Here is a 21,387-nt window from a genome sequence, read left to right as displayed (position 1 = left end):
ATCGGGCCGTCAGGTCTTCTCCAGGTATTCGGCCTTCTCATCGGCCAGCAGCCGCTCGATCTCCGCGCGCAGGCCGGCGTGCCTGGTCAGATCGGGGTCGTCGGCCAGCAGGGCGGCGGCCTCGTCGCGGGCGGTGGCGATGACGTCCTCGTCGCGGAGCAACTGCAGCAGCTTCAGCGACGTCCGCTTGCCCGACTGCGCCGCGCCCAGCACGTCGCCCTCACGCCGCTGCTCCAGGTCGACCCGCGACAACTCGAACCCGTCGAGCGTGGCCGCCACCGCGTCGAGGCGGGCGCGGGCCGGAGTGCCCTCGGGGAAGTCGGTGACCAGCAGGCAGAGCCCGGGCAGCCCGCCCCGGCCGACCCGGCCTCTGAGCTGGTGGAGCTGCGAGACGCCGAAGCGGTCGGCGTCCATGATGATCATGACGGACGAGTTGGGCACGTCGACGCCGACCTCGATGACCGTCGTCGCCACCAGCACGTCGAGCTCGCCCCGCGTGAAGGCGCGCATGATCGCGTCCTTCTCCTCGGGCGGGAGCTTGCCGTGCAGCGTGCCCACCCGCAGGTCGTGGAAGGGACCCTCGGTGAGCATCTCGGCCACGTCGAGGACCGCCAGCGGCGGCCGCCGCTCGTCGTCGGACGCCGCCATGTCGCCCTCGTCGCCTTCGAGGTCGCCGATGCGCGGGCACACGATGTACGCCTGCCGCCCCAGCCCCACCTCCTCCTTGACCCGCTGCCAGGTGCGCTCGAGGTAGTGGGGCTTCTCGGCGGCCGGCACGACGTGGGTGGTGATCGGCGCGCGACCGGACGGGAGCTGCGACAGCGTCGAGACCTCCAGGTCGCCGAAGACGGTCATGGCGACCGTACGCGGGATCGGGGTGGCGGTCATGACCAGCACGTGCGGCCTGGCGTCACCCGCCTTCTCGCGCAGCGCGTCACGCTGCTCCACCCCGAACCGATGCTGCTCGTCCACCACGACCAGCCCCAGGTCGGCGAACTGCACGTGCTCCTGCAGCAGCGCGTGGGTGCCGACGACGATGCCGGCCGTGCCCGAGGCCGCGTCGAGCAGCGCGGAGCGCCGCGCCGCGGCCCCCATGGACCCGGTCAGCAGCGTGACCGCGGTGCCGCCGAACATGCCGCCCTGTGCCAGATCGCCCAGCATCGTGGTGATCGAGCGGTGGTGCTGCTGGGCCAGCACCTCGGTGGGCGCCAGCAGCGCCGCCTGCCCGCCCGCGTCGACCACCTGCAGCATCGCCCGCAGCGCCACCACCGTCTTGCCCGCGCCGACCTCGCCCTGCAGCAGCCGGTGCATCGGGTGCGCGGTCGCCAGGTCGGCGGCGATCTCCTCGCCCACCTGGGCCTGCCCCTCGGTCAGCGCGAACGGCAGCCGCCCGTCGAAGTCGGCGAGCATGCCGTCGGAGCGCCGGGGCCGCGGCTTGGCCGGCCACGCGGTCGCCGCCTGGCGCCGCTGGAGCAGCACGGCCTGCAGTACGAACGCCTCGTCGAACTTCAGCCTGTTACGCGCCCGCCCGACCTCCGCGAAGTCCTTCGGCCGGTGGATCGCCACCAGCGCGTCGCCGAGGTCCTGCAGGCCGTGGCGGGCCCGCAGCGCGGCGGGCAGCGGGTCGTCGAGCGGGCCCAGCGTGTCGAGCACGACGCCGACGGCCCGCCTGATCGCCCACGGCGTGAGGTCCTTGCCCGCCGGATAGATCGGCACCGGCGCCGCCGCGAACTCCTCGGCGCTCGCCTCGCCCTCCTCGAACAGCTCGAACTCCGGGTGCGCGAGCTGCCAGCGCGGCTTCGACCGCGCGCCGAACAATCCCACCTTGCCGGCGAACATGCCGCGCCTGCCCGGCTTGAGCCGCGACTCGGCCACGTGGGAGCCCTTGCCGAAGAACGACAGATAGATCCTGTTGCCGTTGCCGTCGACGACCTCGACCTCCAGCCAGGTGCCGCCGCGGTTGCGCATCGGCTTGCGCATGAGCCTGGTCACCTCGCCCACCACGGTGACGTGCTCGTCGACCTCCAGCGCGTCGAGCGAGGTCAGCTCGCCGCGCTCGGCGTAGCGTCGCGGATAGTGGCGCAGCAGGTCGCCGACCGTCTCCAGGTCGAGCACGCTGTGCAGCAGCTTGGCGGTCTTCGGGTCGAGCGCCTTCGTCAGAGGCTCGTCGAAACGGCTCACGGCAATAAGTTCTACCGCTTGCGGCCGACAGGAATCCCCAGCGACGCCGGGTATCACCCCACGCCGTCACGGCGGGGACCGCGCGAAGGGCACGCGATCACTCCATACCGTCGTGGCGGGGGCCGGGGGTCACTCCACGCCGATGAGGAGCGGGTAGCCGCCCTGCTCGCCGTCGTACACGACGAGGTCCACGTCGGGCCGTGTGCCCGCGACGTGCCGCTCCACCTCGGACGCCGCCTCCCCCGCGCCCTCGCCGGTGACCAGCGTGACCAGTTCGCCGCCGCCCGCCAGCATGCGGTCCACCACCGTGACCGCCACGCCGGCGACCGACTCGCCGATCACCGCCACGTCGCCGCCGATCAGGCCCAGGACGTCGCCGGGCCGGCACACCCCGGCGCTCGTGAACGCCTCCTTGTCCGCCACCGTCACGTGCCCGCTGCGGGTGTGCCCCGCGGCGTCGGTCATCGCCACCACGTCGTCGTCGAAGCGCCGCAGCGGATCGTGCACGGCCAGCGCGGCCAGCCCCTGCACGGTCGCCTCCGTGGGCAGCACGCTGACCGTCACGCCCTCCTCGCGGGCGATCTCGGCGGCAGCGGCGGCGACCGCGCGTACGCCGTCGTCGTTCGGCAGCACGGCGACCTCGTCACCGGCCTGCCGGATCGCGGCCAGCAGCGCGGGCAGGGCAGGGCAGGTGCCGGGCGCACGGCGTACGACGATCGCGCCGCACTCCTCGAACAGCGCCGCGATGCCGTCGCCCGCCGCGACCGCCACCACGCCGCTGCCGCTGCCGCCCTTGTGAGTGCGTTCGGCCAGGTACGTGATCCTGATCCGGTACGGCCGCCCCGCCCTGATCCCCGCCTCCACCGCCGGACCGGCTTCTGGGACGTGGACGTGCACGTTCCACAGCCCGTCGCCGCCCACCACGACCAGGCAGTCGCCCATGGCGTCGAGTTCTCCCCGCAGCGCGGCCACCGCCCGGTCGCCGGCGTCCAGCAGGTACATGACCTCGTAACCCGCGCCCGCCTCCGTCATCGGCGTCACCCGGGAGGTCGGCGCGGGCACCTCGTAGTGCTCGGCGGCGCCACCCGTGACCACCGTGGCCAGCGTCTCCAGCACGATCGCCGCCCCCGCGCCGCCCGCGTCCACCACGCCGCTGCGCGCCAGCACGTCGAGCTGCTCAGGCGTACGGCCGAGCGCCGCCCGCGCCTCGCCCGCCGCCTGCCGCGCCACTTCGGGCAGGTCGCCCTCCACCTCCCGGACGGCCCGCGCCGCCGACTCCAGCACGCTGAGCACCGTGCCCTCGACCGGCCTGGCCACCGCCTCCCTGGCGAGCACGGCCGCTCTGAGCAGCCCCGCCCGCAGGTCGGAGCCGTCCTTCAGCACCTCGGCGAGGCCGCGCAGCGCCTGGCTGACGATCACCCCCGAGTTGCCGCGCGCCCCCATCAGCGCGCCGTAGGAGAGGGTCTGCCACACGACGGCGGCGTCCACGTCCTCGGGCAGCGACTCGACGGCCTCGGCCGCCGACAGCATGGTGAGGTGCAGGTTGGTGCCGGTGTCGCCGTCGGCCACCGGGAAGACGTTGAGCGCGTCGATCTCCGTCCTGGCCTGGCCCAGCGCGTCGGCGGCCAGGCGGGCCCAGCGGCGTACGGCGGGCGGGTCGAGGATCTTCATCTGGTGCCTCCGGCTACGTCCCCCGACCTACTGCCCCGACGGCTCGGCCCCGATGACCGGCCCCGATGGTCCGGCACCGATGACCGGCACCGATGGTCCGGCACCGGCCGAGCGAACCGCCTGGATGCGCTACGGTTGTGCGAGGAGAATATCGCCGCCCGGGATCCGGCCCAGATGCTCTGGTTCGCGCCCATCGGCGTGGATCGGATATTCTCTTCTGGCTGGCCGGTCGTCCCGGCATGCCCTCCGCCCGGAAAGCATCAGCGGACAGGGCTACATCGACTGTTTTAAGGAGCGATACCGTGGCTTCCGTCTGCGATGTCTGCCGCAAGGGCCCGACCTTCGGCAACAACGTTTCCCACTCCCACCGCCGCACCCGCCGTCGCTGGAACCCCAACATCCAGACGGTCCGCGCGGTCGTCGGCGGCACGCCGAAGAAGCTGAACGTGTGCACCTCGTGCATCAAGGCGGGCAAGGTCACCCGCTAGTTCATCTTTCGAAGGGCCCGCCTCCCGTTCAGGGAGCCGCGGGCCTTCGTCATGTCCGGCCCCTTTTCCCGGCGTGCCACCGGAAGAGCCCTCAGCGCCGCCTCCAAGAGCTGGAGGCGGCGTCGTCGGTTCAGGAGCCCTCGTCGCCCGCACGCGCCGAGGAGAACGCCGCTCAGGGGCGCGCGGACAGGTCCTGCCCCCGCGGAGAGGTCATCACAGCGATGGAGCCACCGGCCCACCAGGTGGTGAGATCGGTGGCTCCAGGACGCCGGGGCCCGCCCGGGGGGCGGGTGGCTAGGCAGGGGTCAGCTGATGGCGCACTGGCCGGCGACCACGCCGCAGTTCTTGGCCTTGCTGCCGCGGCCGGTGGCGGTGAAGGAGACCTCGACCGAGTCGCCGGAGGCGAGCGTCGTGGAGACGTCGAGGATCAGCAGGTCGCCGTCCTGCGTCCACGTGGCGCCCTCCACCTTCACGACCTTGCCGTCCACCGGGACGGAGACCGTCGGGCTCCTGAGGGGCTGCACGGAGTCGTTGGAGAGGGTCAGGTTCGCCTGGTACGTGGTCAGCCGCTGCTTGATCGTCTGCCGGACGTTGAGCGCGCCGGTGTTCGTCAGCGGCGAGTCGATCCCCGAGTCGTTCGCCGGCGGGGTGGACTCGTCGGGGACGACCCCGGTGCCGGTGTCGGCGTCGTCCAGCGTGGACGGCTGCTCGCTCGGCGCCTCGGAGACGGTCTCCTCGGCCTCGGCCGAGGGGTCGGCGGCCGGCTCGTCCACCGGCTTCTCCTGCTTCTTCACCCTCGTCTTGGTGGGCGTCGGCGTGGGAGTGGCGGTGCGGCGCGGCGCTCCCACGTTGGAGGTGGCCGTCGGCGTCGGCCTGCTCGACGGCTCCTCGTCGGCCGCCGTCTCCTCCTCCACCGGCTCGTCCTCGGGCTCGGGCTCGCTCTCCTCGTCCACGGGTCCCGACCCGGCGGGCGCGGGCTTCTGGCTCGGAGCCTGTACGGCGGCGCAGGACGTACCCTCGCACTTGGCCGGGTCGCCGCTGGAGCTCATGAACTTGACGCCCGCCACCGTGCCGCCGAGCACGACGGCCACGGCCGCCACCGACAGCAGCGCCACGCGGCCCTTGCCGGCGCCGGACGGAGCCGCGGCGAGCACGTCGTCGTCACCGCCGCCACCGCCACCGCGGCCCTTGCGGCGTCCGCGGCGGGTGCGCGGCTCGTCGGCGTCGTCCGGCCAGCCCGAGCCGTTGTCGGGGCCGAGGAAGCCGGTCTCGGCGTTCGCCCACGCGGGGGCCAGCATGGCGGTCGGCTCGCCGGCCACCTTGACGTCGCCCGGCTCGGGCGGGACACCGGAGCCGGGGGGCGGGTCGAACCGCGCGGTACGGCTGTCGGGGGCGTCGTCGAAGGGCGAAGAGCCGAAGGGGTCGTGGGGATCGGCCGGCCCGTCGAAGGGACCGGGCTGATCGTTGAACGGCCCACGCTGGTCCCCTGGCCCGTCGAACGGGCCACGCTGCTCGGGCCCGTTGAAAGGCCCCTGAGGGCCTGCGGGAGCGTCGAACCGATCCCGCTCATCCTCGAACTGCATCCGCCGGCCGTCGAAGGGCTCACGCTGATCGTCGAAGGCGCCCGGGTGGTCGTCGAAGGACCCTCTCCGGCCCGCCGGCGGGTCGAAGAGCCCGCGCTGCTCAGCGGGCGGGTCGAACAGCGCGTCACCCTGCCCTGGGAACTGCTGCGTGCCCCCGGGACCGCCGAAGACGGCCGTCTGGTCGGGGGGCTGGTTCCACTCCTGCGGGCGGGCGAACGCCCCCGTCGTCTCGAACGGCCCTGCGTCATCCATGCCCGGGTCCAGGCCCGGGTCCATCCTGGGGTCACGCCCAGGCTGCTGCGGGTAGGCGCCCGCGGGGTCGTTGGTGGGCACGGCGAAGGCCCCGGTGGTCTCGAACGGCTCCGACTGCGGCGCGCGCGGAGGCGGCCCGTCGGCGCGCCTCGGCATCGGGGCCCACTGCCCCGTCACCTCGGGCTGGTCCGGGAGCGACGGCCAGCCCGGCGGCTCGGCCTGCTCGTCAGGACCCCAAAAAGCGCTGTGCCCCCGTTCGTCCCCGTCTTCGGATCCACCTGTGCCGTGGCGGCCCATGGCTGCCCTTTCTTCCCGGTTACAGTGGCCGCCAATCTTCATAACACCTTTGCTACACCGTTGTCACAGCAATCCCGCTAGTCATACCCCAAAACAGGAAAATTTCACGTAAATCGGGACATCTCATCACCGAAAGTGATCCCACCCGCGATGCCCGATCTCCCGCCCGCGCACCACCACGTCAGAACCCTCGGCCACCCGGCCCACGACCTGCCACGACTCCGGCAACGACACCTCGGCGGGGAACACCGCCGCCAGCGCGTGATCCTCGCCACCCGACAGCACCCACTCCAGCGGATCGGCCCCCAGCTCCTTGGCCGCCGCCGCCACCGGCTCCGCCGTGGTGAACACGGTGAAGGCCGCCGGATCGAGCTCGATCCGTACGCCACTGGCCCTGGCGACGTGCCCCAGATCCTGCAGCAGCCCGTCGCTGACGTCCAGCATGGCGCTCGCGCCCAGCTCGGCCGCCTCGGCCCCGCTCGCGTACGGCGGGCACGGCCGCCGATGCCCCGCCACGGCCGCCCGCAACCCGGGGGTGTCCACGGAGACGCCCGCCTCCAGCAGCGCCCACCCGGCGGCGGCGTGGCCGAGCCGCCCGGCCACCGCCACCACGTGCCCTGGCCTGGCCCCCGACCGCAGGACGGGAGCGCGCCCGCCGAGGTCGCCCAGCGCGGTCACCCCGAGGACGACCAGGTCGCAGCGGGTCACGTCGCCGCCCGCCACGCTCGCCCCCACGACCCCGCACTCGTCGGCGAACCCGGCGGTCAGCTCGTCGAGCCAGCTCACCGGCAGGTCGGCGGGCAGGCCCAGGCCGACCACGAGCGCGGTGGGACGGGCGCCCATGGCGGCCACGTCGGCGAGGTTCTGGGCGGCGGCCTTACGGCCCACGTCGTAGCCGCGCGACCAGTCGCGCCTGAAGTGGCGGCCCTCGATCAGCAGGTCCGTCGAGACCGCGACACGCCCGTCGGGGGCGCCGATGACGGCGGCGTCGTCACCCGGGCCGAGCATCACCGCGTCACCCTGGGGCAGTTGTGCGGTAATGCGATTTACCACACCGAATTCGCCGAGATCTCCGACTGTGATGACGCACCTCCTGACGCACACAGGGTACGGTGGCCCTTCGGCGTGATCCAATCGCCCGGGAGGACGTGATGGTGCAGGCCTACATCCTTATCCAGACCGAAGTCGGCAAGGCCGCCGCCGTGGCTCGCGAGATCTCCGGGATCCCGGGGGTCACCCGGGCCGAGGACGTGACGGGCCCCTACGACGTGATCGTGCGCGCGGAGGCCAACAACGTCGATGAGCTGGGCAAGCTCGTCGTCGCCCAGATTCAGGCGGTGGAGGGCATCACGCGTACGCTGACGTGTCCGATCGTCCATATCTGAGGTCCCTAGATGCGTGTCGCCGCCGTCCTGCTCGTTCTCCTGACACTCGCCGGCTGCGGCGGCGCCGTTCAGGTCGAGCCGCCGCGTCCTGAGGGCGAGGCGGCGACGGCCTGCGACCGGCTGGCCCCGCTGCTGCCCAAGACGCTCGACGGCGAGGAGCGCGGCACGTCCGAGCCCGCGTCCCCCTACGTCGCCGTCTGGGGCTCGGGCGTCATCGCGCTGCGCTGCGGCGTGCCGCGGCCGGTCAGGATGGCGCCGACCGACCAGCTGCAGGAGATCGAGGGCGTGGGCTGGTTCGCCGACCCCGAGAAGCCGGCGTTGTTCACCGCCGTGACCGGCACCGCGTACGTCGAGGTCACGGTCGGCGGCGAGCACGTGGCGGCCGAGGTGCTCGCCGACCTGTCGGGGCCGATCGCCCAGGCCACCACGCCCAGGGCCTGATCAGCGCAGTCCTGGCCTGCGCTGCAGGGCGAGCTGGACGAGCCGCTCGACCAGCTCAGGATAGGACAGCCCCGAGGCGGCCCAGAGCTGCGGCGCCACCGACAGCGAGGTGAACCCGGGCATGGTGTTGATCTCGTTGAAGATCAGCTTGCCGTCGGGGGTGTAGAAGAAGTCGACCCTCGCGAGCCCCTCGCAGTCGAGCGCCTCGAACGCCCGCACCGCCATCTCGCGCAGCTCCTCGGCCGTCTCCTGCGGGATGTCGGCGGGCACCGTGAGCGACATCTGGTCGGGGTAGTACTTCGCCGCGAAGTCGAAGAACTCCTGCCCGCCCTCGACCTTCACCTCGCCCGGCATCGACGCGGCGGCCCGCTCGTCGCCGGGCGACTGCAGCACCGCGCACTCGATCTCGCGGCCGACGATGGCCGCCTCGATGAGGACCTTGGGGTCGTGCTCCCTGGCCAGCTCGATGGCCGCGGCCAGCTCCGCGCGGTCGTCCGCCTTGGAGATGCCCTGGGACGAGCCCGCCCTCGCCGGCTTGACGAAGACCGGGTAGCCGAGCTCCTCGGCCTCCTTGAGCACGGTCTCGCGGTCGAGCCGCCAGTCGCGCTCGCGTACGACGACGTAGCGGCCGATCGGCAGCCCGGCCGCGGCCATGACGGTCTTCATGTGGGCCTTGTCCATGCCGACCGCGCTGGCCAGCACGCCGGAGCCGACGTAGCGGACGCCGGCCATCTCCAGCAGGCCCTGGATGGTGCCGTCCTCGGCGAACGGGCCGTGCATCACGGGGAAGACCACGTCGACGGTGCCGAGCTCGACGGGGATCGCGCCGGGGTCGTACGCCACGAGGCCGCCGCTCCCTGAGGGCAGCGCGAGCGCCGCGCCCGAGGTGTCGACGACCGGCAGCTCGCCGGATTCGATGGCGAACCGCTGGTCGGAAGCGGCCAGCACCCACCTGCCGTCCTGGGCGATCCCGATCGGGATCACCTCGTATTTGGTCCTGTCGATCGCCTCCAGCACACTGCCCGCCCCCATCAGGGAAACGGCGTGCTCGGAATTGCGACCTCCGAAAACGACGGCGACGCGTGGCTTGCTCATGGTGTCCGAATCTACCGGGGTGTCCCGGTCACAGCGAGCCGAGCACGCCGTATTCAGGTCATCAGATACCTCCGTGGCAACCCCCGCCTTCAGGCGGGGAAGGAATCGGACCCCTGCGGAGCAGGACAGGGACAGCCGGTTCGCCGTCAGGCGAACCGGCGTATCGAACACATGAGCGAGCTTTGGCTGATCGTTCGGTAGCATGTGAGGCGCGGCGCAGATCGTGAAGCGGGCCTACAAGTACCGCTTCCACCCGACCCTCGAGCAGGCCGGTGAGCTTGCCCGGACGTTCGGCTGCGTCCGCCTCGTCTACAACAAGGCACTCGAAGGCGGCATGCCGGAGTACAAGGCCGCATGGTACGGGCGAACCGTGGTGGCGGTCGACCGCTGGTTCCCCTCCTCCAAACTGTGCTCGCAGTGCGGGACCCTGCAGAAGAAGATGCCGCTGAACGTCCGGGAGTGGACTTGTGCCTGCGGCACGGTCCACGACCGGGACGTCAACGCGGCCAGGAACGTGTTCGCCGCCGGGCTGGCGGAGAGCATTGACGAGGGGGAGGATGTCAATCTCACAACCCGTACCGTTCAGGTTTCGGCGAGCGGGACATCAGCAGCATTCCAGCCTCGGCCGGCGACATGCCGTCGTGCACGACGCCGACGACGACCTCGGTGATCGGCATCTCCACGTCGTGCTTCCTCGCCAGCTCCAGCACGGACTCGCACGACTTGACGCCCTCGGCGGTCTGCCTGGTGGCGGCGACGACCTCATCCAGCGTCATGCCGCGGCCGAGGTTCTCGCCGAACGTGCGGTTGCGCGACAGCGGCGAGGTGCAGGTGGCGACCAGGTCGCCCATGCCGGCGAGCCCGGCGAAGGTGTGCGGGTCGGCGCCGAGCGCGGCCCCGAGCCGGGAGATCTCGGCCAGGCCGCGCGTGATGAGCATGGCGCTGACGTTGTCGCCCATGCCCATGCCGGCGGAGACGCCGACGGCGAGGGCGATGACGTTCTTCACCGCGCCGCCCAGCTCGACGCCCACGACGTCGGGGTTGGTGTAGGGGCGGAACCACGGCGGCAGGTGGCAGATCGCCTGCAGCCGCTCGGCCACGCTCTCGTCGGTGCAGGCCACCACGGTCGCGGCGGGCTGGCGGTGGGCGATCTCCATGGCCAGGTTGGGCCCTGAGACGACCGCCACCCGCTCGTCGGGCACCTCGGCGACCTCGCGGATCACCTCGCTCATCCGCTTGGTGGTGCCCAGCTCGACGCCCTTCATCAGGCTCACCAGCACGGCGTGCGGCGGGATGGACGGCTTCCAGGCCGCCAGGTTGGCCCGCAGCCGCTGGGACGGCACCGCGAGCACCACGAAGTCGGCCCCCGCGAGCGCCCGCCCGGGGTCGGTGGTGGCCCGCAGCGAGGGCGGGAGCGGCACGCCCGGCAGGTAGTCGGGGTTGACGTGGTCGCGGTCGATCGCGTCGACTAGCTCCTGCCTGCGGCCCCAGAGCATCACCTCGTTGCCCGCCTCGGCGAGGAGCATCGCGAACGTGGTGCCCCACGAACCCGTGCCGAACACGGCTGCCTTCGTCATGCGCTCACCGCCTGGTCGGATCGTAGGGGGTCTCCGGTGCCTGCTCGCCGCGCAGCTCGGCGAGCTGGGCGGTGACCGCGGCCATGATGTCGGCCGTGGCCTCGCGCAGCACGTCGGCGTGCATCGGCCCGCCCGCGTACTTCGACAGGTCGACCGGCGGGCCCACCGTCACGCGGAACGTCTTGCGGGGGAACAGCCTGGGCTTCTTAGCGCCGTACGGCAGCAGCTCGTGCGCCCCCCAGTGGGCCACGGGGATCACGGGGGCGCCGCTCTCCAGCGCCAGCCGGGCCGCGCCCGTCTTGCCGGTCATCGGCCACAAACCAGGGTCGCGGGTGCAGGTGCCCTCGGGGTAGAACAGGATCGCGCAGCCGTCGGCCAGCCGCTCCTCCGAGATGCGCAGCGACCTCGCGGCCTCGCTGCTGCCCCGCTCGACCGGGATGGCCCGCAGCGCGGCGACGGCGTGACCCAGGAACGGCACCTTGAACAATCCCGACTTGGCCAGGATGACCGGCCAGCGGCCGTGGTTGTACAGGAAGTGCGACAGCAGCACCGGGTCGGCCCACGACAGGTGGTTGGCCGCGATGATCACGCCGCCCGTCCTCGGCATGCGATCGCCGTTACGCCAGTCTTTCTTGACCAAAAGCCAGGACAGCGGTTTCACCACGACGACTGCCAGGGTTTCCCAGAAACGCGATGGTCTCGTGGGGCGGCTCATGGTCTCCTCCAAGACGTACGGGATGCGCCCCAAGTCTCCCGGTTGGCCGCGTGGGATGTCGAGGCGCGATGCTTACCCTATGAGCATCCGCTGGTCCCTGGTCATTCCGGTGAAGACGCTGGTCGCGGCGAAGACCCGGCTGGCGGCCGCGACGGGGCCGCACCGTACGCGGCTGGCCGTGGCCGTGGCCTGCGACACCGTGGCCGCCGCGCTGTCCTGCCCGCCCGTCGCCCGGGTCATCGTGGTGACGGCCGATCCCGCCGCCGCCGGGCCGCTCGCCGCGCTGGGCGCCGACGTGGTGCACGACCCCGATCGGGGGCTGAACACGGCGCTGCGCACGGGCGCCGCCCACGCCGTACGCGTCGCGCCCGATGACGCGGTGGGCGCCCTGCAGGCCGACCTGCCCGCGCTGCGTCCCGCCGAGCTGGCGGTGGCGCTGGGGGCGGCGGCCGAGTTCGACCAGGCGTTCGTGCCCGACGCGCTCGACGTCGGCACCACCTTCTACGGGGTGCGCCCAGGCCGGCCCTTCACGCCGAGGTTCGGCGGCGAGTCGCGGGCCAAGCACCTGGCCGGCGGCGCCAAGGAGCTGTGCGTGCCCGGCATCGACTCGGTCAGACGCGACGTGGACACCCCCGACGACCTGCGCGCGGCGATCGAGCTCGGCCTGGGCAGGCACACGGCCGCGGTGGTGGCCGAGCTGTGGCCGGTTGATCGGGAAGGGTGAGCGCTTAAGCTGGTGGCGTGCAGGCGACCGTACGCAGTTTCGACGAGGCCACCCGTTCCGGCACGGTCTTCCTCGACGACGGTGCCGTGCTCCCCTTCGGCGCCGCCGCCTTCGACGCGGGCCCGCTGCGGCTGCTCCGCTCAGGCCAGCGGGTCAATCTCGGCATGAGCGGCGGCGAGATCGGCTACATCACGCTGTCCACGTTCCCGGTGCCCGACGCCTACAAGCCCTGATCCGGACACGCGGACGCCCGGACCGAGATGGCCCGGGCGTTCGGCGGTCCGCTGTGTTTACTTCTTCTTGCCGATTTTCTTGCCGCCCTCGTTCACCAGTTCTTTGAAATCAGAACCGGGACGGAACTTGGGCGCCCAGCTCTCGGCCACGTTGATTTCCGCGCCGGTGGACGGATTGCGCGCCGTGCGGGCGGGCTTGTTCACCATCTCGAACGCGCCGAAGCCCGTGATCGAGACCTTGTCGCCGCCGGCCACGGCCTTCTGAATGGCGTCGATGACCGCGTTGACGGCCTCCGTGGCCGTCTTCCTGTCGCCCACCCGATCCGCGATGGCCTCGACGAGTTCTCGCTTGTTCATGAAAGTCCTGCTCCCCCAGTTACGGCTCGGGGCTCCAGCTCACGAGTTCGACGTAGAAACCCCTTACGGGCTCTGAAAGTAGGCGGGATCGCCGATGAACTCAATCACCTAGCGGGTTTTCTTCACTACGTGGCGTGTCGAAAGCCTCGTCAAGGGCCCGGAGAAACGCCCCGAGGCGCAGCGCCGCTCTTTCCCTGTCGTGCTTCGCCAGGTCGCAGATCGCGAGATAGCGGCGCCCGAGGCGTTCCCTGCGGTCGGCGGGCAGCATGCGGACGCGGCGGTGCGCCTCGCGCAACCGCCGCGCCAGTTCGTCGTCTTCTAGACGGTCGTCGGCAGCCATGGCTGCCGACCATTCTCGTACGCCGCCACTTCGCCCTCGTGACGCAGGGTCAGCCCGATGTCGTCGAGCCCCTCCATCAGCCGCCAGCGGGTGTAGTCGTCGATCTCGAACGGGACGGCCTCGCCGGCCCAGCGGACCTGGCGTTCGACCAGGTCGACGGTCACTTCGAGCGTGGGCTCCGCCTCGACGGCGGCCTGCAGCTCCTCGAGCTTCTCGCCCGGCAGGACGACAGGGAGCAGGCCCATCTTGGTGGAGTTGTTGCGGAAGATGTCGCCGAAACGGGCGGCGATCACGGCGCGGAACCCGTACTGCTGCAGCGCCCAGACGGCGTGCTCGCGGGAGGAGCCGGTGCCGAAGTCGGGGCCGGAGACCAGGATCGAGCCGCCCTCGTATGAGGGGTCGTTGAGCACGAACGTCGGGTCCTCGCGCCAGGCGGCGAACAGGCCCTTCTCGAAGCCGGTGCGGCTGACCTGCTTGAGCCAGACGGCCGGGATGATCTGGTCGGTGTCGACGTTGCTGCGGCGCAGCGGCACCGCCGTACCGGTGTGGGTGGTGAAGGCATCCATGGAACGTGGTCTCCCTTACAGGTCGGCGGGGGCGGTGAGGCGGCCGGTGACGGCGGTCGCGGCGGCGACCTGCGGCGACACCAGGTGGGTGCGGCCACCCTTGCCCTGGCGGCCCTCGAAGTTGCGGTTGGAGGTGGAGGCGCTGCGCTCGCCCGGCTTGAGCGTGTCGGGGTTCATGCCGAGGCACATCGAGCAGCCGGCCTCGCGCCACTCGGCGCCCGCGGCCTTGAACACCTCGTGCAGGCCCTCCTCCTCGGCCTGCTTCTTGACCATCATCGAGCCGGGCACGATGAGCGTGCGGGTCTTGACCTGGCGGCCGCGCAGGATCTCGGCGGCCGAGCGGAGGTCCTCGATGCGGCCGTTGGTGCACGAGCCGACGAACACGGTGTCGACCTCGATCTCGCGCAGCGGCGTGCCGGCGGTCAGCCCCATGTACTCCAGCGCCCGCTCGGCGGCCGAGCGCGCCACCGGGTCGTCGAAGCTCTCCGGCGCGGGCACGGACTCGCCCAGCGGCAGGCCCTGGCCCGGGTTGGTGCCCCACGTGACGTAGGGGGTCAGCGTGGCGGCGTCGATCTCCACGACCTTGTCGAAGACGGCGTCGTCGTCGGTGCGCAGCGACTTCCAGTATGCGACCGCCTGGTCCCACGCCTCGCCCTTCGGCGCGTGGGGGCGGCCTTTCAGGTACGCGAACGTGGTCTCGTCGGGGGCGATCATGCCGGCCCGCGCGCCCGCCTCGATCGACATGTTGCAGATCGTCATGCGGCCCTCCATGGAGAGCTTGCGCACGGCCTCGCCGCGGTATTCGACGATGTAGCCCTGGCCGCCGCCGGTGCCGATCTTGGCGATGATGGCAAGAATCAGGTCCTTGGCGGTGACGCCGGCCGGCAGCTCGCCGCTGACCTCGATGGCCATCGTCTTCGGGCGGTAGGCGGGCAGCGTCTGCGTGGCCAGCACGTGCTCGACCTCGGAGGTGCCGATGCCGAACGCGATGCCGCCGAACGCGCCGTGCGTGGAGGTGTGGGAGTCGCCACACACGATGGTCATGCCGGGCTGGGTGAGACCGAACTGCGGGCCGATGATGTGCACCACGCCCTGCCCGGCGTCGCCCATCGGATGCAGGCGGATGCCGAACTCGGCGGCGTTCTTGCGCAGCGTCTCGACCTGGGTCTTGGAGACCGGGTCGGCGATGGGGCCGAGCACGGTCGGCACGTTGTGGTCCTCGGTGGCGATGGTGAGATCGGGCCGCCGCACCTTGCGGCCGGCGAGCCTGAGCCCGTCGAACGCCTGCGGGCTGGTCACCTCGTGGATGAGGTGCAGGTCGATATAGAGCAGGTCCGGTTCGCCCTCCGCGCGACGGACTACGTGTTGCTCCCAGACCTTCTCGGCCAGTGTGCGGCCCATGATCTCCTCCTTGAGAATCATCCGACTTGCTTTCTCATATGTCGAGACTGCAGTATCGGTGTATGGACAACTCTAGCGGAGTCGGAGTACTCGACAAGGCGGTTCTTGTACTCAATGCCCTCGAAGCGGGACCCGCTTCACTGGCCCAGCTCGTCCAGGCCACCGGCCTGGCCCGCCCCACCGCCCACCGGCTGGCCGTCGCCCTTGAGCACCACCGCATCGTGAGCCGCGACACACAGGGCCGTTTCGTGCTCGGCCCCAGGCTGTCGGAGTTGTCCACCGCCGCCGGCGAGGACCGGCTACTGGCGGTCGCCGCGCCCGTTTTGATGCATCTTCGTGACCTGACCGGGGAGAGCGCGCAGCTTTACCGCCGCCAGGGCGACGAACGCGTGTGCGTGGCCGCCGCCGAGCGCGCCAGCGGCCTGCGCGACACCGTGCCCGTCGGGTCCGCGCTGCCCATGACGGCAGGCTCCGCAGCGCAGATCCTGCTGGCCTGGGAGGAGCCCGACCGGCTGCACAGGGGGCTGCGCGGGGCCAAGTTCACCGCCGCCACGCTGGCCTCCGTACGACGCCGTGGGTGGGCCCACAGCGTCGGCGAGCGCGAGCAGGGGGTGGCCAGCGTCTCCGCTCCCATAAGGGGTAGCGGCGGCAAGGTGATCGCGGCGGTGTCGGTCTCCGGCCCCATCGAGCGCCTCACGAGAGCGCCAGGACGGCTCCACGCGGTGCCGGTCATGGCCGCCGCCGAGCGGATCACCGAGGCCATGCGCCGGACATCATGATCAGCGAAAGGCGTTATTTCGGGAGCCGACAGCCTCGCGGGCACACTAGCCTGAGTGCGTGACAGATCGCATCGAGGTAGCCGCCACTGAGCTGCGACCCCTGCTCGAAGAGTTCATCATGTGGGCGCGTGCGAACGCCCCCGGGAGCGACCCCGAGCTCGTGGGGCCCGCCGCGCTGTGGCATCGGCTCGCCTTCTCGCAGGACCTCGGCACGTGGAAGCGCGCCGACCTGCGTAACCTGCTGCTCGACCGCATGCCGAAGGTCGTGGAGGATCCCGACGCCGCCGCCGACGGGATGCTCCCGGCCGTCGACGCCTACCTGACCTTCCTCGACAGCACCGGCCGGCTGGGCAAGGGCTCCGACTCCCTCGCCGATCTGCAGGCCGAGCTCGACGACGTCGAGGACGAGTTCGTCGACCTGATGGAAGAGCTGCTCGACGAGAGCGAGGGCGAGGAGGGCGACGACGACGCCGGCGACCTCGGCGACTTCGAGCCGTTCGCCGACGAGTTGTCCGAGCTCGACACGGTCAGGCTGCGCCCCGACTCCGAGCTGGCCGCCGCCGCCCGCCAGGCGCCCCTGGTCGCCAAGGCCCGCGATCTGGCCGTGTGGGTGGGCACAGGGCGCAAGGTGGGCGAGGAGACCTTGCTCACGGACGCGGAGGTCGAGGAGGCGCTGGAGGCCGTCGGGCTGCCCAGGCCCGAGACCGAAGGGCCCGTCTCCGAGGCCGTGCCCCAGCTGTGGAACGTCTGGAACCTCGCCGTCGACCTCGAGTTCCTCGAGCCGGGCGAGGGCGGCACCGTCACCGTCCAGGACGACACCGCCGAGTGGCCCTTCGACGACGACGAGGACGTGCTCGACGCGTGGATGCTCGGCCTCCACTCCGTCGACTACGGCGACCCGGAGCTCGACGACGACGACCTCACCATGGCGCTGGCCGGCCTGACCAGGGGCGTGCTCGTCCGGCTGCTGCTGGCCGGCGGCTCGCGCGAGGTCGACGGGCTCGCCCGCGAGCTGGGCGAGGCCGCCGCCGACCTCGACGAGCTGGGCGGCGACGCCTGGGAGGCGGCCGGCGACGACCCGCTGGCGTCCTCCATCGAGTGGCTGACCGGCTACGGCATGGTCGAGCGCGACGGCGACGTGCTGCGTCTCACCCCGCTCGGCACCGAAGGCGTCGTCCACCTCATCGACGACGCCGACATCGAGGTCGACGCCCGCCCGGCCATCGACTCCATGAGCGCCCACGAGCTGCTCGCGCTCAGCGCCGAGCTGCCCGAGGAGGAGGCCGACGCCGAGTTCGCGGCCTGGATGCGGCTGCGCGAGCCCGCCAAGGCCGCCGAGGAGCTGCTGGCCGCCGCGGCCGAGGACGACAGCGACGCGCTCATCAGGGTGCAGGCCGCGAGCGTGGTCGGCACGCTGGGCGAGGCCGCCGTGCCGGCCTGGCAGGCGGCGCTCGACCACCCCTCGCTGCGCCCCTACGCGGCCACCCACCTCAGCCAGCTGGAGGTCGAGGACGCGCCGGAGCCGACGCCCGACGACACCCACTGGCTCATCCTCGACATGTGGACGATCTCGGCCGGTCTCGGCCGCTCCGAGTTCGTCAGCAGCCTGCGCGACATCGGGCCCGACATGGTCAACGACCTGCTCGAGGTGATCTGGAAGATCCCGCACGCGCACGTGGAGGAGCTGCTCGACCTGATCTCCCAGGTGCACCCCGACAAACAGGTGGCCAAGGCCGCGCGGCGCGCGCTCTTCAAGGCCCGCTCGAAGTAGGTTCCGGGCCGGGTGCCGCCGCGAGGCGGCACCCGGTTCTTTCTTCTCGCGTACGGAAAACAAAAAGCTCCGGGCTTTGAGCACCGGAGCTGATGTTGCAGACGTAGTCCCGACCGGATTCGAACCGGCGCTACCGCCTTGAGAGGGCGGCGTCCTGGGCCACTAGACGACGGGACCTTCGCGGGCTTGTGACAAGTGGTAGTCCCGACCGGATTCGAACCGGCGCTACCGCCTTGAGAGGGCGGCGTCCTGGGCCACTAGACGACGGGACCCTGTCCACAAGCTGCTGTGCCGGGGGCTTCCCCGGCGACGCAGGTAACTCTACCGCACCTGGAAGACCACACCAAACCGCTTAAGGGCCCATCAGATCGGGCCTGTAGCGCCGGACCCAGTCCCCCATCGGGCCACGCTGCCACACCGGGTCGAACTCGCCCAGCGGGATCGTCACCTCCGGCCTGCCCGTCGCCGGGTCCACCGGGACGCGCGCCAGACGGTCCCGCATCCAGGCGGGGATGCGCGGCGGCACCGCGCGCTCGCCCCAGCCGATGAGCCCGACCGAGCGCAGCGCCCGCACCCTGGCCCTCGCTCCCCCCGGCCGTCCCATCCTGCGGGGGTCGGCGAGCTGGGTGTCCACGACGTCGATGCGGGTGACGTCGCGCCAGCGCAGCCACACCCTGAACCCCATCCGGTCGACCAGCTCCACGCCCTCGGGCGAGAAGCGGGCCACGGTGCCCTGGGTGAGACGGCGATGCTTGACGGCCAGGACGCCCACCAGCACGCCGGTCGCGATCGCGCCGATCAGGACGCCCAGCGGGGTGCTGTTGGTGAGGATCGCGCCCAGGAGGAGCAGGACGAAGAAGAAGAGGATGAGCGGGGCGATGAACGGAGCGAGGAAACGCGGGAAACCCCCCGCGCGGGGTCGAAACTCAACCATAAGACGCCCGACCCTACCGAACCGCCACCGCATGATCACAACCTGCAACCAACCCCCCACCCGGCGACCCCGCCGTAGTTCACCAACCGTCCCTCCGAGAGGGGGGGTGGACGACCGCCCGGCGAAAGGCCGTCGGCGGGCGTGGTTCGCGGACCGCACCCCATCCGAGGCGGGCCGGCGACCGCCCGGCGCAAGGCCGTCGGCGGGCGTGGTTCGCGGACCGCACCCCATTCGAGGCGGGCAGGCGACCGCCCGGCGAGAGGTTGGAGCTTGGGCATCGGTGGGCGTGGTTCACCGGCCGTTCCCCTGCGGCGGTGTCAGTGGGGCAGGAGGCCGCGGCGGTAGGCTTCGCCGACTGCGGCGGCGCGGTCGCGGACGTCGAGTTTGGCGTAGATGTGCAGCAGGTGCGTTTTGATGCTGGCCTCGCTGATGAACAGGCTCGCCGCTGCTTCCTTGTTCGTGGCGCCTGCGGCCACCAGGCGCAAGACCTCCAGCTCTCGCGGGCTCAGTTGCCCCCGTGCGGGGCGGCGGACCTGGTCGGCGAGGCGGCCGGCCACGGCGGGGGCCAGGACGGTCTCGCCGCGGCTGGTGGCGAGGACGGCGCGGGCCAGGTCGGCGGGCGAGGCGTCTTTCAGGAGGTAGCCGGTGGCGCCCGCTTCCAGCGCGGGCAGGACGTCGGTGTCGAACGTGGTCAGCACCAGCACCCGGGGGCCCGTCCCGGCCAGGCGGCGGATGGCGGCCATGCCGTCCATGCCGGGCATGCGCAGGTCCATCAGGATGACGTCCGGCGTCAGCTCCCCGGCCAGGCGTACGGCCTCCTCGCCGTCGCCCGCCTCCGCCACCACCACGATCCCGCTCTCGGGGTCACGGGTGAGGGCGGCGCGCAGGCCGTCGCGCACGATCGGGTGATCGTCGGCTATCAGCACCCGCACGGACATGGCCGCTCCCCCCCGTCGGCTATCAGCACCCGTACGGACATGGCCGCTCCCCCTCGTCGGCTGCCGGCACTCGCTCGGGCATGGCCGCTCCCTCTGTCGCGGTACAGCGTCTCATCGGCGCCCGTCTGACGTCGTGGGTGGGATGGCGGGGACGGCGGCGGCGACGGCGGTGCCGTGGCCCGGCTCGGATTCGACGGTCAGGGTGCCGCCCAGGGCGCCGGCGCGCTGGCGCATGCTGTCCAGGCCGAAGCCGTCAGTCGGCCGCTGCGGCGGGAAACCGAGGCCGTCGTCTCGGATGTCCAGGAGGATGAGTTCGTCGGTGTACGTCAGGGTGAGGCCCGTCCTGGTGGCGTTCGCGTGCTTGGCGACGTTGGCCAGGGCCTCCTGGGCGATGCGGAACAGGGCGGACTCCACGTCGGCGGCCAGGGCGACCGGCGTGCCGGTGACCTCGAAGCGCAGGTCGACGCCCGCCGTCTCGGCCCACGACCTGGCCATGTGGTGCAGTGCCTGGGGCAGGTCGGTGCGTTCGAGCGGCTCGGGGCGCAGGGCGCTGATCGAGCGGCGGGTCTCGGCCAGGCCGCGCCGGGCCAGCGCGGCGGCCCTGTCGAGGTGCTCGCGGGCCGGCCCGTCGGCAGCGAGACCGGCAGCGTGACCGGCGGCGTGACCGGCGGCGTGACCGGCGGCGTGACCGGCGGCGTCGAGCTGACCGATGAGGGCTACTAGGTCCTGGGCGAGCGTGTCGTGGATCTCACCTGCCACGCGGTGCCGCTCGTTCAGGACGCCCGCCCGCCTGGCCTGGTCGAGGAGGCGAGCGTTCAGCTCGGCGTTCTCCTCCATGGCGGCGCGCAGGCGCTGGACGAGACGGCGGCGCTTGTCGTGCTCGGCGGAGACGTACCAGCCGGCGGCCACCAGCGGCAGGGCCACGCCGGCGAGCACCGCGAGCAGGGTGTCGCGCGCGCCTGGCCCGGCCTGTACGGCGACGTTGACCAGGGCCGTCAGCGTGACGCCCGCCATGACCAGCCGGGCCGGGAACATGGCGATCGCCAGCGGGTAGCCGATCGAGGCGAACACGATGAACGCCGGTGCCTTGAGCGTCAGACCGGCGGCGATCGCCAGGAGGACGAGGGTGTGGCCGACGACGAGCGCCCGCTGCCGCTCCCGTACGGGATGGAGCCACGCGACCGGCACCAGCCACACCGCCGCCACCACTGCCAGGAACGGCCACGGCACACTCCCCCACACCGCCTCCACGCTCAGCGGCCCCTGAGCCGTCCCGGCCGCGAGGGGACCGGCCAGCCAGGAAGGAAGGCCGAGGGTGCCAGCGTCGGCGTCGGGAGTTCCCCCTGGTTCGGCGAGGGCGGTCACCAGTGAGCTGACGGCGAGCAGCGCATAGGCCAGCACGGCGAACACCCACCGCTCACGCCCCTGCCCACCGGCGGGCAGCCTCCGCGACCCGGCGCCGCCCCCAGCGGGTGGCGCAGGCGACCTGGCGCCCTCACCGATGGGCGGGGTTCGCGGGTCGCGGTCGCCGGCGGCAGTTCGTGGGGCGGGGGTGTCGGGGCCGGTCATCAGATACCTCCGAGGAAACTCCCGCCTTCAGGCGGGAGAGGAATCGGACCCCTGCGGAGCAGGACAGGGGCAGCCGGTTCGCCGTCAGGC

The 21,387-nt window shown here is 72.0% G+C and carries 22 protein-coding genes and 2 tRNA genes; 8 read left to right on the top strand and 16 right to left on the bottom strand.

The genetic code is table 11. From position 1 onward, the window contains the following. Positions 1–9 precede the first annotated feature (9 nt). Positions 10–2,181 (bottom strand): ATP-dependent DNA helicase RecG, encoded by a 2,172-nt coding sequence (recG, locus tag AB0K28_RS15340; RefSeq protein WP_364369725.1) that lies wholly within the window; start codon positions 2,179–2,181, stop codon positions 10–12. Positions 2,182–2,310: 129 nt separating this feature from the next. Next, entirely contained in the window at positions 2,311–3,852 is a 1,542-nt protein-coding gene (locus tag AB0K28_RS15335; RefSeq protein WP_364369722.1) for a DAK2 domain-containing protein, read from the bottom strand. Between the two features lie 302 nt (positions 3,853–4,154). Between AB0K28_RS15335 and rpmB the strand changes: the two genes are divergently transcribed. Next, positions 4,155–4,340 carry a 50S ribosomal protein L28 gene (gene rpmB / locus AB0K28_RS15330; protein ID WP_043618345.1) on the top strand — a complete coding sequence of 62 codons (186 nt, stop codon included), beginning with the start codon at positions 4,155–4,157 and terminating at the stop codon, positions 4,338–4,340. 305 nt (positions 4,341–4,645) lie between these two features. Here the strand turns inward: rpmB and AB0K28_RS15325 are convergent, their stop codons facing one another. Both AB0K28_RS15325 and AB0K28_RS15320 read right to left on the bottom strand, forming a co-directional pair. Beyond that, positions 4,646–6,331, bottom strand: coding sequence for a hypothetical protein (locus AB0K28_RS15325; RefSeq protein WP_364369719.1), 1,686 nt, complete (start codon positions 6,329–6,331; stop codon positions 4,646–4,648). A 267-nt stretch (positions 6,332–6,598) separates the two neighbouring features. Further along, complete coding sequence (locus AB0K28_RS15320) at positions 6,599–7,576, bottom strand: thiamine-phosphate kinase (protein ID WP_364369716.1); 978 nt, start codon at positions 7,574–7,576, stop codon at positions 6,599–6,601. A gap of 47 nt (positions 7,577–7,623) precedes the next feature. Between AB0K28_RS15320 and AB0K28_RS15315 the strand changes: the two genes are divergently transcribed. Together AB0K28_RS15315 and AB0K28_RS15310 are read left to right on the top strand one after the other, a co-directional pair. Further along, positions 7,624–7,857: an Lrp/AsnC ligand binding domain-containing protein gene (locus AB0K28_RS15315; protein WP_345389169.1), complete on the top strand. Its 234-nt coding sequence runs from the start codon at positions 7,624–7,626 to the stop codon at positions 7,855–7,857. Between the two features lie 9 nt (positions 7,858–7,866). Further along, positions 7,867–8,298, top strand: a complete 432-nt coding sequence (locus AB0K28_RS15310) for a DUF3515 family protein (RefSeq protein WP_345389171.1) — start codon at positions 7,867–7,869, stop codon at positions 8,296–8,298. On the opposite strand, the gene AB0K28_RS15305 is transcribed toward AB0K28_RS15310, so the two are convergent. Beyond that, positions 8,299–9,393, bottom strand: a complete 1,095-nt coding sequence (locus tag AB0K28_RS15305) for a D-alanine--D-alanine ligase family protein (RefSeq protein ID WP_364369712.1) — start codon at positions 9,391–9,393, stop codon at positions 8,299–8,301. A gap of 223 nt (positions 9,394–9,616) precedes the next feature. On the opposite strand from AB0K28_RS15305, the gene AB0K28_RS15300 reads away from it, so the two are divergent. Further along, on the top strand, positions 9,617–10,063 hold the full coding sequence (locus AB0K28_RS15300) for a zinc ribbon domain-containing protein (protein WP_345389173.1): 447 nt from the start codon (positions 9,617–9,619) through the stop codon (positions 10,061–10,063). Here AB0K28_RS15300 and AB0K28_RS15295 read toward each other — a convergent pair. Both AB0K28_RS15295 and AB0K28_RS15290 read right to left on the bottom strand, forming a co-directional pair. Beyond that, positions 9,960–10,970 carry an NAD(P)H-dependent glycerol-3-phosphate dehydrogenase gene (locus AB0K28_RS15295; protein WP_345389175.1) on the bottom strand — a complete coding sequence of 337 codons (1,011 nt, stop codon included), beginning with the start codon at positions 10,968–10,970 and terminating at the stop codon, positions 9,960–9,962. The two genes, AB0K28_RS15300 and AB0K28_RS15295, sit on opposite strands and share 104 nt — an antisense overlap. 4 nt (positions 10,971–10,974) lie before the next feature. After that, positions 10,975–11,577 (bottom strand): lysophospholipid acyltransferase family protein, encoded by a 603-nt coding sequence (locus tag AB0K28_RS15290; RefSeq protein WP_364369708.1) that lies wholly within the window; start codon positions 11,575–11,577, stop codon positions 10,975–10,977. A gap of 187 nt (positions 11,578–11,764) precedes the next feature. Here AB0K28_RS15290 and cofC point away from each other — a divergent pair, with 187 nt between their 5' ends. Together cofC and AB0K28_RS15280 are read left to right on the top strand one after the other, a co-directional pair. Next, positions 11,765–12,409 (top strand): 2-phospho-L-lactate guanylyltransferase, encoded by a 645-nt coding sequence (gene cofC / locus AB0K28_RS15285; RefSeq protein WP_364369705.1) that lies wholly within the window; start codon positions 11,765–11,767, stop codon positions 12,407–12,409. 17 nt (positions 12,410–12,426) lie between these two features. Further along, positions 12,427–12,642, top strand: coding sequence for a hypothetical protein (locus AB0K28_RS15280; RefSeq protein WP_345389181.1), 216 nt, complete (start codon positions 12,427–12,429; stop codon positions 12,640–12,642). Between the two features lie 57 nt (positions 12,643–12,699). Here the strand turns inward: AB0K28_RS15280 and AB0K28_RS15275 are convergent, their stop codons facing one another. From AB0K28_RS15275 to leuC, 4 genes are all read right to left on the bottom strand, one after another. After that, positions 12,700–12,999 (bottom strand): HU family DNA-binding protein, encoded by a 300-nt coding sequence (locus AB0K28_RS15275; protein ID WP_355428372.1) that lies wholly within the window; start codon positions 12,997–12,999, stop codon positions 12,700–12,702. Between the two features lie 100 nt (positions 13,000–13,099). Then, on the bottom strand, positions 13,100–13,339 hold the full coding sequence (locus AB0K28_RS15270; protein WP_364369702.1) for a hypothetical protein: 240 nt from the start codon (positions 13,337–13,339) through the stop codon (positions 13,100–13,102). After that, a complete protein-coding gene (gene leuD / locus AB0K28_RS15265) occupies positions 13,318–13,905 on the bottom strand; it encodes a 3-isopropylmalate dehydratase small subunit (protein ID WP_364369699.1) in 588 nt (195 codons plus the stop codon). Before leuD ends, AB0K28_RS15270 begins: the two co-directional genes overlap by 22 nt. A gap of 15 nt (positions 13,906–13,920) precedes the next feature. Continuing rightward, positions 13,921–15,306, bottom strand: coding sequence for a 3-isopropylmalate dehydratase large subunit (gene leuC, locus AB0K28_RS15260; RefSeq protein WP_364369696.1), 1,386 nt, complete (start codon positions 15,304–15,306; stop codon positions 13,921–13,923). 62 nt (positions 15,307–15,368) lie between these two features. Here leuC and AB0K28_RS15255 point away from each other — a divergent pair, with 62 nt between their 5' ends. Then, entirely contained in the window at positions 15,369–16,085 is a 717-nt protein-coding gene (locus AB0K28_RS15255) for an IclR family transcriptional regulator (RefSeq protein ID WP_355428362.1), read from the top strand. A gap of 58 nt (positions 16,086–16,143) precedes the next feature. Then, on the top strand, positions 16,144–17,856 hold the full coding sequence (locus tag AB0K28_RS15250; protein ID WP_364369693.1) for a hypothetical protein: 1,713 nt from the start codon (positions 16,144–16,146) through the stop codon (positions 17,854–17,856). A 104-nt stretch (positions 17,857–17,960) separates the two neighbouring features. Here AB0K28_RS15250 and AB0K28_RS15245 read toward each other — a convergent pair. The 5 genes from AB0K28_RS15245 to AB0K28_RS15225 form a co-directional block, all read right to left on the bottom strand. Beyond that, positions 17,961–18,033, bottom strand: a tRNA-Glu gene (locus AB0K28_RS15245). A gap of 19 nt (positions 18,034–18,052) precedes the next feature. Beyond that, positions 18,053–18,128, bottom strand: a tRNA-Glu gene (locus AB0K28_RS15240). Between the two features lie 80 nt (positions 18,129–18,208). After that, positions 18,209–18,790: a hypothetical protein gene (locus AB0K28_RS15235; protein WP_364369690.1), complete on the bottom strand. Its 582-nt coding sequence runs from the start codon at positions 18,788–18,790 to the stop codon at positions 18,209–18,211. A 317-nt stretch (positions 18,791–19,107) separates the two neighbouring features. After that, positions 19,108–19,728 carry a response regulator transcription factor gene (locus tag AB0K28_RS15230; protein ID WP_364369687.1) on the bottom strand — a complete coding sequence of 207 codons (621 nt, stop codon included), beginning with the start codon at positions 19,726–19,728 and terminating at the stop codon, positions 19,108–19,110. A gap of 111 nt (positions 19,729–19,839) precedes the next feature. Next, entirely contained in the window at positions 19,840–21,297 is a 1,458-nt protein-coding gene (locus AB0K28_RS15225) for a sensor histidine kinase (RefSeq protein WP_364369684.1), read from the bottom strand. Positions 21,298–21,387 lie beyond the last annotated feature (90 nt).

It is taken from the genome of Nonomuraea sp. NPDC049504, from assembly GCF_040676845.1.
GTDB classification, from domain to species: domain Bacteria; phylum Actinomycetota; class Actinomycetes; order Streptosporangiales; family Streptosporangiaceae; genus Nonomuraea; species Nonomuraea salmonea.
The sequence above is the reverse complement of the archived record's forward strand: the minus strand, read 5'-3'. Positions and strand labels throughout refer to the sequence as shown.

Excerpts from the sequence above, each read along its gene's own strand:
- AB0K28_RS15335 (WP_364369722.1), bottom strand. The coding sequence starts at position 3,852 with ATGAAGATCCTCGACCCGCCCGCCGTACGCCGCTGGGCCCGCCTGGCC.
- AB0K28_RS15325 (WP_364369719.1), bottom strand. The coding sequence starts at position 6,331 with ATGCCGAGGCGCGCCGACGGGCCGCCTCCGCGCGCGCCGCAGTCGGAG.
- AB0K28_RS15315 (WP_345389169.1), top strand. The coding sequence starts at position 7,624 with ATGGTGCAGGCCTACATCCTTATCCAGACCGAAGTCGGCAAGGCCGCC.
- AB0K28_RS15310 (WP_345389171.1), top strand. The coding sequence starts at position 7,867 with ATGCGTGTCGCCGCCGTCCTGCTCGTTCTCCTGACACTCGCCGGCTGC.
- AB0K28_RS15305 (WP_364369712.1), bottom strand. The coding sequence starts at position 9,393 with ATGAGCAAGCCACGCGTCGCCGTCGTTTTCGGAGGTCGCAATTCCGAG.
- AB0K28_RS15295 (WP_345389175.1), bottom strand. The coding sequence starts at position 10,970 with ATGACGAAGGCAGCCGTGTTCGGCACGGGTTCGTGGGGCACCACGTTC.
- AB0K28_RS15290 (WP_364369708.1), bottom strand. The coding sequence starts at position 11,577 with ATGCCGAGGACGGGCGGCGTGATCATCGCGGCCAACCACCTGTCGTGG.
- cofC (WP_364369705.1), top strand. The coding sequence starts at position 11,765 with ATGAGCATCCGCTGGTCCCTGGTCATTCCGGTGAAGACGCTGGTCGCG.
- AB0K28_RS15275 (WP_355428372.1), bottom strand. The coding sequence starts at position 12,999 with ATGAACAAGCGAGAACTCGTCGAGGCCATCGCGGATCGGGTGGGCGAC.
- AB0K28_RS15270 (WP_364369702.1), bottom strand. The coding sequence starts at position 13,339 with ATGGCTGCCGACGACCGTCTAGAAGACGACGAACTGGCGCGGCGGTTG.
- leuD (WP_364369699.1), bottom strand. The coding sequence starts at position 13,905 with ATGGATGCCTTCACCACCCACACCGGTACGGCGGTGCCGCTGCGCCGC.
- leuC (WP_364369696.1), bottom strand. The coding sequence starts at position 15,306 with ATGGGCCGCACACTGGCCGAGAAGGTCTGGGAGCAACACGTAGTCCGT.
- AB0K28_RS15255 (WP_355428362.1), top strand. The coding sequence starts at position 15,369 with ATGGACAACTCTAGCGGAGTCGGAGTACTCGACAAGGCGGTTCTTGTA.
- AB0K28_RS15235 (WP_364369690.1), bottom strand. The coding sequence starts at position 18,790 with ATGGTTGAGTTTCGACCCCGCGCGGGGGGTTTCCCGCGTTTCCTCGCT.
- AB0K28_RS15230 (WP_364369687.1), bottom strand. The coding sequence starts at position 19,728 with ATGTCCGTGCGGGTGCTGATAGCCGACGATCACCCGATCGTGCGCGAC.
- AB0K28_RS15225 (WP_364369684.1), bottom strand. The coding sequence starts at position 21,297 with ATGACCGGCCCCGACACCCCCGCCCCACGAACTGCCGCCGGCGACCGC.